The 14252-nt window shown below is 64.4% G+C and carries 10 protein-coding genes; 7 read left to right on the plus strand and 3 right to left on the minus strand.

What is annotated here, in order from left to right; translation table 11 throughout:
- Nucleotides 1-3: 3 nt before the first annotated feature.
- The 3 genes from rpoD to W911_RS10235 all read right to left on the minus strand — a co-directional run bounded on the left by rpoD (nucleotide 4) and on the right by W911_RS10235 (nucleotide 4933).
- The gene (gene rpoD / locus W911_RS10225) at nucleotides 4-1974 is read right to left on the minus strand and encodes an RNA polymerase sigma factor RpoD (RefSeq protein ID WP_023787465.1); all 1971 of its coding nucleotides are present in this window, start codon (nucleotides 1972-1974) and stop codon (nucleotides 4-6) included.
- 236 nt (nucleotides 1975-2210) lie between these two features.
- Entirely contained in the window at nucleotides 2211-4181 is a 1971-nt protein-coding gene (gene dnaG / locus W911_RS10230) for a DNA primase (RefSeq protein WP_023787466.1), read from the minus strand.
- Nucleotides 4182-4480: 299 nt separating this feature from the next.
- The gene (locus tag W911_RS10235; RefSeq protein WP_041318351.1) at nucleotides 4481-4933 is read right to left on the minus strand and encodes a GatB/YqeY domain-containing protein; all 453 of its coding nucleotides are present in this window, start codon (nucleotides 4931-4933) and stop codon (nucleotides 4481-4483) included.
- A 255-nt stretch (nucleotides 4934-5188) separates the two neighbouring features.
- Between W911_RS10235 and carA the strand changes: the two genes are divergently transcribed.
- From carA to W911_RS10270, 7 genes are all read left to right on the plus strand, one after another.
- Complete coding sequence (carA, locus tag W911_RS10240) at nucleotides 5189-6391, plus strand: glutamine-hydrolyzing carbamoyl-phosphate synthase small subunit (protein ID WP_023787468.1); 1203 nt, start codon at nucleotides 5189-5191, stop codon at nucleotides 6389-6391.
- A 93-nt stretch (nucleotides 6392-6484) separates the two neighbouring features.
- Nucleotides 6485-7129 (plus strand): hypothetical protein, encoded by a 645-nt coding sequence (locus tag W911_RS10245; protein WP_210163465.1) that lies wholly within the window; start codon nucleotides 6485-6487, stop codon nucleotides 7127-7129.
- Between the two features lie 101 nt (nucleotides 7130-7230).
- Nucleotides 7231-7914 carry a hypothetical protein gene (locus tag W911_RS10250; RefSeq protein WP_023787470.1) on the plus strand — a complete coding sequence of 228 codons (684 nt, stop codon included), beginning with the start codon at nucleotides 7231-7233 and terminating at the stop codon, nucleotides 7912-7914.
- 173 nt (nucleotides 7915-8087) lie between these two features.
- Complete coding sequence (gene carB, locus W911_RS10255) at nucleotides 8088-11441, plus strand: carbamoyl-phosphate synthase large subunit (RefSeq protein ID WP_023787471.1); 3354 nt, start codon at nucleotides 8088-8090, stop codon at nucleotides 11439-11441.
- A gap of 121 nt (nucleotides 11442-11562) precedes the next feature.
- Nucleotides 11563-12036 carry a transcription elongation factor GreA gene (gene greA / locus W911_RS10260; protein ID WP_041318354.1) on the plus strand — a complete coding sequence of 158 codons (474 nt, stop codon included), beginning with the start codon at nucleotides 11563-11565 and terminating at the stop codon, nucleotides 12034-12036.
- A gap of 8 nt (nucleotides 12037-12044) precedes the next feature.
- Complete coding sequence (locus tag W911_RS10265; RefSeq protein ID WP_158412858.1) at nucleotides 12045-12938, plus strand: penicillin-binding transpeptidase domain-containing protein; 894 nt, start codon at nucleotides 12045-12047, stop codon at nucleotides 12936-12938.
- A 41-nt stretch (nucleotides 12939-12979) separates the two neighbouring features.
- Entirely contained in the window at nucleotides 12980-14236 is a 1257-nt protein-coding gene (locus W911_RS10270; RefSeq protein ID WP_023787474.1) for an MFS transporter, read from the plus strand.
- The last annotated feature ends 16 nt before the right edge of the window (nucleotides 14237-14252 follow it).

The raw sequence follows: 14252 nt of genomic DNA on the forward strand, positions 1-14252 counted from the left end.
TGATCAGTTGTCGAGGAAGCTTCTGAGTTTCCGGCTCCGGCTCGGATGCTTGAGTTTCCGAAGCGCCTTGGCTTCGATCTGGCGAATACGCTCGCGCGTGACCGAGAACTGCTGTCCCACCTCTTCGAGCGTGTGGTCCGTGTTCATGCCGATGCCGAAGCGCATGCGGAGCACGCGCTCCTCACGCGGCGTGAGGGACGCCAGCACCCGCGTCGTCGTCTCGCGAAGGTTCGCCGCAATCGCCGCCTGATCCGGCAGCACCGCGTTGCGGTCCTCGATGAAGTCGCCGAGGTGGCTGTCCTCCTCGTCGCCGATGGGCGTTTCGAGCGAGATCGGCTCCTTCGCGATCTTGAGAACCTTGCGCACCTTTTCGAGCGGCATCGCGAGCTTCTCGGCCAGCTCTTCCGGCGTCGGCTCGCGGCCGATCTCGTGCAGCATCTGGCGGCTCGTGCGCACGATCTTGTTGATCGTCTCGATCATGTGCACGGGGATGCGGATCGTGCGCGCCTGGTCGGCGATGGAGCGCGTGATGGCCTGACGGATCCACCACGTCGCGTACGTCGAGAACTTATAGCCGCGCCGGTACTCGAACTTGTCGACAGCCTTCATCAGGCCGATGTTGCCTTCCTGGATGAGATCCAGGAACTGCAAGCCGCGGTTCGTGTACTTCTTGGCAATCGAGATCACGAGGCGGAGGTTGGCTTCCACCATCTCCTTTTTCGCCTGGCGCGCTTCGCGCTCGCCCTTCTGCACGGCCTTGACGATGCGGCGGTACTCGGTGATTTCGAGGCCCGTTTCCGTCGCGAGTTCGTGGATCTCCTTGCGGATCTGCTCGATCGTCGGACGCTCGTTCTTGACGAGCTGGCCCCACTTCTTGCCGTTCTCGGCCATGCGGTCGAGCCAGGTCTGGTCGAGCTCGTTGCCGAAGTATTCGTCGATGAACACGAGACGCGCGACGCCATAGCTGTCGGCGAGCCGCATCAGCCGGCCTTCGAGGCCGACGAGGCGCCGGTTGATCGAATAGAGCTGCTCGACGAGGCTTTCGATACGCGCGTTGTTAAGCGAAAGGCTCTTCACGTCCGCGATGATCTCTTCGCGCAGCTTGTCGTAAGCCTTCTGCTGCTGGCGCGAGCCGCTTTCGCCGGCTACCTGCTGCTCAAGCTTCTTGTCCTGCTGCTTCCTGAGCTTCTTGTACGTGTTCGCGATGTTGTCGAAGGTTTCGAGAACCTTCGGCTTGAGCTCGGCTTCCATCGCGGCGAGCGAAAGCGCGTTCTCGTACTCGTCGTCGTCGTCGTTGGATTCGGACGCCTCTGCGCCTTCACCCTCTGCGCCGTCTTCGCTGTCCCCGGCGACCGCGGGCGGGGCTTTCGCCTCGGGCCCTTCGTAGGTGGCTTCGAGATCGATGATGTCGCGCAGCAGAATCTTGCCGTCGTTGAGCTCGTCGCGCCAGATGATGATGGCCTGGAAGGTGAGGGGGCTTTCGCAGAGACCTGCGATCATCGCTTCGCGGCCGGCCTCGATGCGCTTCGCGATGGCGATTTCGCCTTCACGCGACAGCAGCTCCACCGAGCCCATCTCGCGCAGATACATGCGCACCGGATCGTCGGTGCGCTCGGCCGGCTCCGCACGCGTCTCCGAGCGCGCGGGCAGGCCAGCCTGAACGACTGAGCGGCCGCCCTCTTCCTCGTCGGACTCGCCCTCCGCCGCGTCCGCGCCTTCTTCGCCTTCGTCGGTCTCGACGACGTTGATGCCCATGTCGGACAACATCGCCATCGTATCTTCGATCTGGTCGGGCGAGACCTCTTCGGAGGGGAGCACGGAGTTAAGCTCGTCGAGCGTCACGTATCCGCGCGCCTTGGCCGTCTTGAGCAGCCGCTTGACCGCCTGATCGGAGAGGTCGAGCAGGGGGCTGTCGCGCTCCTGGGATTCAGCCGTCGCCGTATCCTGCTCGTCTTTCTTTGCAGCGTTTGCCATGTCTCTCAATCGTCCGCCAAAAATGAGGGAGGCTGGCCTCCGGTCAGCATGTGCGCGTTCGGGCCGTCGGGTTCGAACCGCACGTCGAGGGGCGCCGTCTCGCGGCTTTCCCAAGGGCCTATGCCAAGCACACATGCCATATGGCGCACCTGGCCCCCGCGAAGGCCGAAGTCCGCCTGTGATTTATCGATCCGGCCGGGTTTCCGTGACGTCGCGTATCCTCCCCCCGCTAACCGTCAAGGTGTGTGACCGGGCCCGGCCCCTGGGCCGAGCGAATCCGGATTGCTCATCAGCTCAAGCTGCCGCTTGAGATCGCAGATGCGGGCAAAAGACGCCTCACTGCGATCTTCGTGCCAAGCCTGCTCGGCCGCTTCGAGCGATCGTTGCAGTCCCACATGCCGTTCGTGCAACGCGAGGGCGTGGCGCCAGCCATCTTCCACCTCGGTGCGCCCGGCCCCGGGCTCAGCAAACCGATCACACTTGTGCGAAACCGCGCGTTCGACGAGGGTCAAGACCCCGCCAACACCGGATTTGTTCAAGTGGGTTCGAAGCCTCTCTGTGTCAAGTAAATTGTCGATTGCGTGGGCGGAAAGGATGGCGTCCCGTAGCCGCGAGAGCGCACTCGACGTGAAGTAAAGGTCGGCCAGCGTTTCCGCTTCCTCTTCGATTAGCCACGGATGGTTAAGGACCACTTTAAGCAGCAGCGCCTCCCGCCGGGGCGGAGCGAGCCCGCCGTCCGGCGCGACGAGGGCACTTTTTCTGAGGCTGCTGCTGGCGTTAAGGTGTTCCGTGCCATCCCCCAGGCCCGGCGGAAAGGTGCCTCGGCCGAACGCCCGCCGGCCGGGCTTTCCACCCATTGTGCGTGCCGTGCGCCCGCCCTGGACCCAGCCGCCTGCGTTCGGGCGGCCGTATCCTCCGCCCGAAGCCGCACCCCCTGCCGTGCCCCATGCGGCCGCCAGCCGTTCGCCAAGCGCTTGGCGATAGTGCGTGCGGACGCTGTCGTCAGCGATTTTTCCGATCAGGCCTTTGAGCGTCTTTTCGAGCCCGGCGCGCCGCTCGGGCGTGGACCAGTCGCGGTCGGCCCATTCCCGCTCGAACAGCACATCGACCAGAGGCCGGGCGCGTCCGAGCACGGTTTCCAGCGCCGAGGGCCCCTGCTGGCGCACCAGATCGTCGGGATCGAGCCCGTCCGGCAGGAATGCGAACGAGAGGCTCGCGCCCGGCTGCAGGTGGGGGAGGGCCGTGTCGACGGCCCGGAACGCCGCACGCTTGCCCGCGCTGTCGCCGTCGAAGCAAAGGATCGGCTCGGGCGCCATGCGCCAGAGGAGCTTGAGCTGGTCTTCCGTCAGCGCAGTTCCGAGCGGCGCCACGGTTTCGACGAACCCCGCTTCCGACAGCGAGATCGCATCCATGTAGCCTTCGACCGCGATCACGCGATCCTTGTCGTGCGCGGCCGCGCGGGCCCGATGCGCATTGAACAGCAAATGCCCCTTGTGGAAGAGCGGAGTTTCCGGAGAATTCAGATACTTGGCGTTTTGATCGGGGTCGAGTGCGCGGCCGCCGAACGCCACGATACGCCCGCGTGCGTCTGCGATGGGAAACATCACGCGGTGCCGGAAGCGGTCGTAGGCGACGGGGATGTCGTCGCCCGAGATCAGCATGCCGGAGACGACCATTTCTTCGAGCGAGAACCCCGCGCCCGCCAGATGGTCCTTCAGGGCCGAGCGTGAGCCCGGCGCATATCCGATGCGGAACGTCGCGAGCGTCTCGCGCTTGAGGCCGCGGCGCTCGATGTAGCGGCGCGCGTCCGCCCCCTGCGGACCCACCAGCGCGTCCTCGAAAAACTTGGCGGACGCCTCCATCAGTGCCACCAGCCGCGTGCGCTGGTCCTCGCGCTCTTGATCGTGTGCTTCAGGCTTCGGCAGCGTGACGCCTGCTTCCTGCGCCAACCGCTCGACGGCTTCGGGGAAGCTCAACCCTTCGGTCGCCATGACGAACTTGAAGATGTCGCCGTGCTCGCCGGAGGCGAAGCAGTGATAGAAACCCTTCTGATCGTTCACGAAGAACGACGGCGTTTTCTCCATCTTGAACGGCGAGAGCCCGGCGTATTCGCGCCCCTTGCGCTTGAGCGACACCTTGCGGCCCACGACCTGGCTCACCGGGAGCCGGGCGCGGATCTCGTCCAGGAGGTGAGGCGAAAAACGCATGGGTTTCAGTGGGCCTAGTTTCGTCGATGTGGAAATTACGTAACTCGAAGTTACGCGATTCCTTCGTGTCCTAATTGGCGGCAAGAGCGCCCAAACGCACTTGTCAGCCCAATCCACAGGCCGGTCGCGAAAATCAGCCGGTCGCTTCGCGAGCGGGCTGCCGCCCGCACCCGCCCGGGGGGGACGTGTCCCCCGGACCCCCTCCTTTTTTGGTTTGGAAGAGCGTTTGACTGGCTCTCCAGCCAATCAAAAATGGGTCCAGGGGTTAAGCCCCTGGCACGTCACTTGAAGCGGTCTGATTAGCTCAGCAACTCCTTGACGAGCCCGCTCGCCTTTCCGAAGTCCATCTGCCCGGCAAACCGCTCCTTGAGCGCCCCCATGACGCGGCCCATGTCCTTGGGGCCCGCCGCGCCCAGCTCCGCAATCAGCGCACCGATGGCGGCCTTCGTTGCGGCTTCGTCCATCTGCTGCGGCAGATACTCATCGAGAATCGCGACTTCCGCCTTCTCCTGGTCGGCGAGATCCTGTCGTCCGGCCTTTTCGTAGGTCGCGATACTCTCGCGGCGCTGCTTCACCATCTTCTGCAGGATGGTGACGACGTCCGCATCGCCCACCTCCGCCGGGGCCGCGCCGCCGACGCCGATTTCGCGATCCTTGATCGCCGCCGAGATCAGCCGGAGCGTCGAGAGGCGCGCCTTGTTGCCCGACTTCATCGCGTCCTTGATGTCCTGCGTGATGCGCGCGCGCATGATGGAACCCTCTCTCTGTCCGAATGTTTGGCCGCTATATAGGACAAGAGCCCTCCGAACGCGAGCAACGGCGGCGTTCGGCTCGGGCGCGGGGAGCGACAGCGTGTGCCAACGCATGCGGTTGCCAATTTCTTGACGCGGCAAACACCCTCGCATAGGGTCCGCCGCGATCCATGGACCAGGCTTCGAGCGGACTGTCCCTTGCATGTGACCTGAGCGTGCGAGACCGTCCCCTGCGAGCCCAAAATCGAGCTCACGATGACCGCCACGCCCGCACCTTGGACCGAGACCGCGCTCACGGCCCGCCTTGTGCTCGATGACGGCACCGTCATCGCCGGCATGGGCCTCGGCGCCACCGGCAGCGCGGCCGGTGAGGTCTGCTTCAACACCGCCATGACGGGCTATCAGGAAATCCTGACAGATCCATCCTACGCCGGGCAGATCATCACCTTTACGTTCCCCCACGTCGGCAACATCGGCACCAACGACGAGGACACCGAGACGTCGAATCTCGCCTCGCGCTCGGGGGTTCGCGGTGCGGTGCTCCGCGCCGACATCACCGACCCGTCGAATTATCGCGCGACCGCCCACTTCGATCGGTGGCTCAAGGCGCGCGGGATCATCGCCATCGCCGGCATCGATACGCGCGCGCTCACCGCGCGCATCCGCGAGAAGGGGATGCCGAACGCGGTCATCGCGCACGATCCGTCGGGCGTGTTCGACATCGAGAAGCTCAAGGGAGACGCGAAGGCATGGCCGGGCCTGCTCGGGCTCGATCTCGTGCCCGACGTGACGAGCGGGCAGAGCTATTCGTGGGACGAGACGCGCTGGGTCTGGGGCGAGGGCTACGGCCGCAACGAGAGCCCCGATTTTCACGTCGTCGCCATCGACTACGGCCTGAAGCGCAACATCTTGCGCTGTCTCGCGTCCGCCGGCTGCAAGGTGACGGTCGTGCCGGCCACGACCTCGGCCGAGGATGTGCTCGCGCGCAAGCCCGACGGCGTCTTTCTGTCGAACGGTCCGGGGGATCCGGCGGCCACCGGCACTTACGCGGTGCCGGAGATCCAGAAGCTGGTCGAGTCCGGCCTGCCGATGTTCGGGATTTGTCTCGGCCACCAGATGCTGGGCCTCGCGCTCGGCGCCAAGACGCAGAAGATGCATCAGGGCCATCACGGCGCGAACCATCCGGTGAAGGATTCCACGACCGGCAAGGTCGAAATTACGTCGATGAACCACGGCTTTGCCGTCGATCGGGAAACACTTCCCGCGGGCGTCGTGGAGACCCACGTCTCGCTGTTCGACGGCTCGAATTGCGGGATTCGGCTCGAAGGGCGGCCGATCTTCTCGGTCCAGTACCACCCCGAAGCCTCGCCCGGTCCTCAGGACAGCCACTACCTGTTTACCCGCTTCGTGAACGCCATGCGCGCGCAGAAGGGCGTCACTGCCGAGCCCGAACGGTGATGTCGCCGGCCGCGCTTTAGCAAAGTTCCCATATCATGATCGACTTTTTCCTGCTGAGGCGTATAGAGTGCGCGCCCGTCGGTAGATGAAACCTTGCGTCGTGAAATGAGTGGCCCCATGCGCTTGAAACTACTTGTTCTTCCGCTTTTTGCCTTGTGCGCCGGCGCGCCCGCGGCGCAGGCCTGCGATGGCCGTGCCGAGGTCGAGGCCTCTTTTGTGAAGCAACAGGAGCAGCCGTGGCGCACGCGCATCGTGTCGGAAAGCGACGCGGGCATCGCGCAGGAGCAGATTTTCGATTATCAGCCGCCGAACCGCATGCACCGCACGGTCAAGGTAGGCGATCAGACGGTTGAAACGATCGGGGTGAACCGTTGGGCCTGGAGCGCGGACAACGGCGCCTGGAGCGAGATGGAAGCCCCGCACGCCCGGGTTGTCGCGATCCACATCCTGAACACGTTCCAGCCGCCCAAGGCGAGCATCGATTTCAAATGTCTCGGCGAGGTGAGCTACGAGGGTAAAACCTACCTCGGTTATCAGAGCCCGGCGGAGACAGGCGAGAACGGGGCAGTTCTGGCGCGCACGATCTACGTCGACCCGGACACGCGCCTCCCAGCGTTCAACGTCGTCGGTGCGCCGGACGGCAGCGGCGTGCCGGTTCACCGCGAAGAGTTTACCTATCCGACGGACATCAACATCATTCCGCCGATGGGCAACAGGGATCTCGACGCCCAGCCGTGACGACCACTTGCGGCAAACGGAAAACGACTTAATTCACACACGAAGCTTCGGACCCCTGAAAAAAGGGGCTAAGAAGCCGCCAAAGGGAAGGAACCGACACGATGATACGTCATGCGACGTTCGCCGCCCTCGCAGTTGCCGCGAGCCTGATGACCACGCCCGCCGCGGCCGATTGCTCCCAGGAGGTCGCACTCGCGGTGATGTCGCAGGGCAAGCAGCCGTTCCTGCGCAAAGAGACGAACATGATTACCGAATCGGGCCCGGTGAAAATGACCGTCGAGTATCAGACGCCCAACCGGATGCGCCAGATCGTGGAGCCCATCGGCGGCACGGGCCCGCGGGTGGAAAGCGTCGTCGTGGACGAGAAGGCCTGGACCAACAGCGGCCAGGGCTGGACCCTGCTGCCGGCGGCCGAGACCGATATGCTCCTTCAGTACATGATCAAGAGCATTGCCCAGGTTTATCAGGAGGTCGGCAAGTTCGAGTGCCTCGGCGCCGAGACGCTTGAGGGCGAGAAGGTTCGGGCTTATCGCGGGCTCGATCCGGATCCGCCGACGGATATGCCTGAGGAAATGAGGCAGATGCCGAGCACCGCGCAGAAAAACGAGGCCGTCCGCATGGTGTACCTCAACCCCGAAACGGGTCTGCCGGTGCGCAGCATCCTGGCCCGGCAGGGGCACCTGGATAAGCCGCTCTTCAAGGAAGTCTACACCTACCCCGACAAAATCGAGATCGAGCCCCCTAAGGATGTGATCGAGCCGCCGAAAACGGATGGTGGCCAGTAACATCGCCGGAAAAGGGGTTGAAAGAATCTGCGAGGGTGCCGAAAGGTGCCCTCGCTTGTTGTCGGAAGCCGTTCACTGCCCGCCGCCGTCCAACGGGTCGCAGGTCGACCGCTGGAACGAGTGCGTCTGGGCTATAGCCAAACCCGAAACCGTCGAATAGAACCGCCCTCGCCATGCCCAAACGCACAGACATCGACTCCATTCTCATCATCGGTGCCGGCCCGATCATCATCGGCCAGGCGTGCGAGTTCGACTATTCCGGAACCCAAGCCTGCAAGGCGCTTAAAGCCGAGGGCTACCGGATCATTCTGGTCAACTCCAATCCGGCCACGATCATGACGGATCCGGACCTGGCGGATGCGACCTACATCGAGCCGATCACGCCCGAGATCGTCGCCAAGATCATCGCGGCGGAGCGGACGGCGCGCCCGAACGATAAGCTCGTGCTGCTGCCGACGATGGGCGGGCAGACGGCGCTCAACACCGCGCTCGCGCTCGAAAGGCAGGGCGTGCTCGCCGAATACGATGTGGAGCTGATCGGCGCCCGCGCCGAAGCCATCGACAAGGCGGAGGACCGCAAGCTCTTCCGCGAGGCCATGGATCGCATCGGTCTCGAAAGCCCGCGCGCGATGATCGCCTCGTCGCCGCCGATCAAAGACGAAACGGGACAGATCGTCCGCTACGACACGCAGGCGGGCTTCGCGGAAGCCATGCGCGCGCTCGATATGGTCGGACTTCCGGCCATCATCCGCCCGGCCTTCACGCTCGGCGGCACCGGCGGCGGCGTGGCCTACAACCGCGAAGAGTTCGAGCAGATCGTCCGCTCCGGCCTCGACGCCTCGCCAGTCGGCCAGATCCTGATCGACGAGAGCCTGCTCGGCTGGAAGGAGTACGAGATGGAGGTGGTCCGCGATCGTGCGGACAACTGCATCATCGTTTGCTCGATCGAGAACATCGATCCGATGGGTGTGCACACGGGCGACAGCATCACCGTCGCGCCCGCGCTCACGCTTACCGACAAAGAATACCAGATCATGCGCGACGCCTCGCTGGCGGTGCTGCGCGAGATCGGCGTCGAGACCGGCGGCTCGAACGTGCAGTTTGCCGTCAACCCCGACGACGGCCGCCTTGTGGTCATCGAGATGAACCCGCGCGTGTCACGCTCGTCTGCGCTCGCCTCCAAGGCGACGGGGTTCCCGATTGCAAAGGTCGCGGCCCGTCTCGCGGTCGGCTACACGCTCGACGAGTTGGAGAACGACATCACGGGCGGCGCGACGCCCGCGTCGTTCGAGCCGACCATCGACTATGTCGTCACGAAGATTCCGCGCTTCGCGTTCGAGAAGTTTGCGGGCGCCGACCCGACGCTCACCACCGCCATGCGCTCGGTCGGCGAGGCGATGGCCATCGGCCGCACCTTCGCCGAAAGCCTGCAGAAGGCGCTCCGCTCCATGGAGACGGGTCTCACCGGCCTCGACGACATCGAGCTCGAAGGCCTCGGTGCGGGCGACGACAAGAACGTGATCCGCGCAGCCCTCGGCCGCCCGACACCGGATCGCCTGCTCAAAGTCGCGCAGGCGCTGCGTCTCGGCGTCGATGCCGAGCAGGTGCACGCGTCGTGCAAGATCGACCCGTGGTTCATCGCGCGCATTCAGGAGATCGTCGACGTCGAAGCGCGCGTGAAGGCGCATGGGCTTCCGACGTCGGCCGAGCATATCCGCTTCCTCAAGGCGATGGGCTTCTCGGACGCCCGCCTCGCAACGCTTTCCGGAAAGACCGAAGCCGACGTGCGCGCTGCGCGCCACGCGGCGGGCGTGCGCCCGGTCTTCAAGCGCATCGACACCTGCGCGGCGGAGTTCGCCTCTCCCACCGCCTATATGTACTCGACCTATGAGCGGGGTCTAACGGATCAGCCGGTCTGCGAAGCCGCGCCCTCCGACCGCGAAAAGATCGTCATCCTCGGTGGTGGCCCGAACCGTATCGGCCAGGGCATCGAGTTCGACTACTGCTGCTGCCATGCCTGCTTTTCGCTGACGGCGGCCGGGTACGAGACCATCATGGTCAACTGCAACCCCGAAACCGTCTCGACCGACTACGACACGTCGGACCGGCTCTACTTCGAGCCGCTGACGGCCGAAGACGTGATCGAGATCATCCGGCGCGAGCAGGAGAACGGCACGCTCAAGGGCGTGATCGTGCAGTTCGGCGGCCAGACTCCGCTCAAGCTCGCGGAGGCACTGGAGGAGGCAGGCGTGCCGATCCTCGGCACTTCGCCGGACGCCATCGACCTCGCGGAGGACCGCGACCGCTTCAAGGCGCTGATCGAAAAGCTCGGTCTCACGCAGCCGGAAAGCGGTATCGCGCGCACGCCGGGCGAAGCGGCGGGCATCGCGGAAGCTGTGACGTTCCCCGTCGTCATCCGCCCCTCTTACGTGCTGGGCGGCCGCGCGATGGAGATCGTCCACGACCGCGCGGAAGTGGAGCGCTACATCACGCGCCTGTCGGCGACGCTCGACCGTCCGTCGGAGCTTGTCGTGTCGGACAAGCGCCCGCTGCTCATTGACCGCTATCTCGCCGACGCTATCGAAGTGGACGTGGACTGTCTCTCCGACGGAAAGGATACGTTCATCGCCGGTATCATGGAGCACATCGAGGAAGCCGGTATCCATTCGGGCGACTCGGCGTGCTCGCTGCCGCCGCATTCTCTTTCGCCCGCCGTCATCGCAGAGCTTGAGCGCCAGGCGCGCGAGATGGCGCTGGCGCTCGGCGTCGTCGGCCTCATGAACGTCCAGTTCGCGATCAAGGACGAGGCCGTTTACGTGCTTGAGGTCAATCCGCGCGCGTCGCGCACGGTGCCGTTCGTCGCCAAGGTGATCGGTCTTCCGATCGCTGCCATCGCCGCCGAGGTGATGGCGGGCCGTCCGCTCGCCGATTTCGGCCTCAAGCCCGCGCGCGTCGAGCATGTTGCGGTCAAGGAAGCCGTGTTCCCCTTCGCCCGCTTCCAGGGCGTGGACCCGATCCTCGGGCCGGAGATGCGCTCCACGGGCGAGGTGATGGGCATCGACCGCGACTTCTCGATTGCGTTCGCCAAGAGCCAGCTCGGCGCGGGCCAGAAGCTGCCGCTTTCCGGCACGGTCTTCGTCTCGGTCAAGGACAGCGACAAGGATCGCATCCTGGCTCCGCTCCGCGAGCTAGTGGAGCTTGGCTTCAAGGTTGTCGCCACCCGTGGCACCAAACGGCACCTCGAAGCCAACGGCGTACAATGTGAAGTTGTAAACAAGGTGCTGGAGGGGCGTCCCCACATCGTGGACGCGATCAAGAACGGGGAAATTTCCCTGGTCTTTAATACAACTGAAGGCGCCAAGGCGGTGTCCGACAGCAAGGACATCCGGCGCACGGCCTTGCTTCACCACACGCCGTATTATACAACTTTGGCAGGCGCCGTCGCCGTGACGCGCGCGATCAAGGCCTTGAAGGCCGATATCCTCAAAGTGGCTCCTCTGCAGGCCTACGTGGGCCCCGCCTCTTGAGGCGTTTTGGCTCTGTCGGGCGTTAGCCTGCGTAAAGTCGCACTACCGAGTACCGAAATCGTTGGGATCATGTGGGTTCTGGTCAAGCGGCCAGACCGAATGGGAGAATTTAGCGATGTCGATGGAACGGGTTCCGATGACGATCGAGGGCTTCAAGTCGCTCGAAACGGAGCTTCATCGTCTGAAAGCCGAGGAGCGCCCGCGGATCATCCAGGCCATCGCTGAGGCTCGCGCACACGGCGATCTCTCGGAGAACGCCGAGTATCACGCCGCGAAGGAAGCCCAGGGCTTTAACGAAGCGCGCGTGGCCGAACTCGAAGACAAGATCAATCGCGCCGAGGTCGTCGACACGTCGAAGCTCTCGGGCACGTCCATCAAGTTCGGCGCGACCGTCCATCTTGAGGACGAGGACACCGGCGAGAAGGTGAAGTACAAGATCGTGGGCGATCTCGAAGCCGACGTGAAGGCCGGCAAGATCTCGATTTCGAGCCCCATTGCGCGCGCGCTGATCGGCAAGGGCCAGGGCGATACCGCCGAAGTCACGACGCCCAAAGGCGCGCGCTCCTACGAAGTCCTCAAGATCGAGTGGAAGTGAGGGCGGCCGTGCCCCGCGACACTGACGCTGGGGTGCGCTCTTCGCTCGCGGGGAAATCACCGAGTTCGCATCTCGACCGGCGGCGCCTGCTCACGGCGCTCGCCGCTCTCCCTGTCGGCGGGTTTCTCGCGTCGGTGGGATCCGCGGCTTTTGCAGCGACGAAACCCGTATCGCTCGTGCCAAGCCTGTCGCGTCCGATTGCGGCAGCAGGGCAGACCGGCGTTCTCGTCTTCGAACTCGAAAACGGCGACATCGGCGTTTCCGACCGGGCGCGTGCCGAGCGGGGTTTTCTGCCCGCTTCGACATTCAAGATCCCGAACACGCTGATCGCGCTCGAAACCGGCGTTGCCGACAGCCTCGATGCGCCGGTGTTTCGGTGGGACGGCAAGGAGCGTGGTTTTTCGGGTCAGCCCGTTGCGGCCTGGAACCGCGACCAGCCTTTGCGCGATGCTTTCCGCAACTCTGCCGTTTGGGTCTATCAGGACGTCGCGCGGCGTATCGGCCGGGAGCGCATGCAGCAGTTTGTCGATAAAATGGGGTACGGAAACTGCGATCTCTCCGGCGCGGCGATCGACGCCTTCTGGCTCACCGGCAAGCTTCGGATCAGCGCGCTTGAGCAGATCCGTTTTCTCGATGAGCTGCGTGCAAAACGCCTGGCCGTTTCCGAGCGCGCACAAACGCTCGTCCATGAGGTCATGGAGGTCGAGCGAACGTCGGACTATGTCCTTCGCGGGAAGACGGGATGGGCCGACGAGATCGCGCTCGGCTGGTTCGTTGGCTGGATCGAGAGCGGCAAGGGATCGCGTTTGTTTGTATTGAACATCGACATGGCGAATGCCGCATCGGCGCAATCGCGCGTCGAGATCGTGAAGTCCGCAGCACGAGACCTGCACCTTATTTGAAAGGGCATGCAATGCCCCGGCGTTTGAGTGCGAGCTGAGCGATGAGTGAGAAAAAAAGCCTCGGCGCGGCGGCCACTGCCCCGAAATCCGCCTTCGCCTACCGGGCGTTCGTGCTCTACTGGCTGGCGCGCTTCTGCAACAGCTTTGCCATCCAGATCGTGTCCGTCGCCGTCGGCTGGCAGATCTACGACGAGACGCGCAACGCCTTTCTGCTCGGCATGGTTGGCCTCGTGCAGTTCGCGCCCGCGTTGCTGTTCGTGCTCGCGACGGGCGCCGTTGCGGATCGCTACGACCGCCGCGCCGTCATGGGCCTTTGCATCGCGCTCGAAGCGATCTGTGCGGCCTCTCTCGGCGTGTTCTGGGTCTTGCACACGGCGGAGGTGGACTCGGGCCACCCCATCTGGCCGGTGTTCGCCGTCCTGACGCTGTTCGGCCTCGCGCGCGCGTTCCTGACGCCGTCGTTGCAGTCGCTCGCCGCCAATCTCGTGCCGCGCGAAGTCTTCGCCAATGCGGTGGCGTGGAATTCCTCGGCCATGCAGGCTTCTTTCACGATCGGCCCCGCCATCGGCGGCCTGCTCTATGGACTCTCCTTTCAGGTGCCTTACATCGTCGCCTTTTCGATGTTTTGCGTGGCGATTGTCTTGACGGCCCTCATTCCGAGAACGACGCAGCGCGCGAGCGGAGAGAAACGCTCCGTCGAAACCATGCTGGCGGGCGTGCGCTACATCCGCTCCAATCCCGTCGTGCTCGGCGCGATCACGCTCGACCTTTTCGCGGTGCTGCTTGGCGGGGTCATGGCGCTGCTGCCGATCTTCGCGCGCGACATCCTCGATGCGGGACCGATGGGTCTCGGTTTCCTGCGTTCGGCGGCGGGCGTCGGTGCGCTCGTCACCGCCATCTATCTCGTGCGCAACCCGATCCGCAATCACGCAGGCCGCATCATGTTCGCGGGCGTTGCGGTCTATGGCCTCTCGATCGTGATTTTCGGGTTGTCGACGACGCTCTGGCTCTCGGTCCCGATGCTGTTCATGATGGGCGCGGCCGACATGCTGAGCGTCAACGTCCGTGCGACGCTGATCCAACTCGCGACGCCCGACGACGTGCGTGGGCGTGTCAGTGCCGTCAACAGCGTGTTCATCGGCGCATCGAACGAGGTGGGAGAGTTCCGTGCCGGCACGATGGCCGCGCTCATCGGTGCGGTACCTGCCGTCGTGATCGGCGGCGCGGGCGCGATCGGCATCGCAGCCTTGTGGGCGCGCCTGTTCCCCGATCTTTACAACAAGCAGAAGGTGACGTGATCGCCGCAGCCGTTGT

Source organism: Hyphomicrobium nitrativorans NL23 (assembly GCF_000503895.1).
GTDB classification, from domain to species: domain Bacteria; phylum Pseudomonadota; class Alphaproteobacteria; order Rhizobiales; family Hyphomicrobiaceae; genus Hyphomicrobium_C; species Hyphomicrobium_C nitrativorans.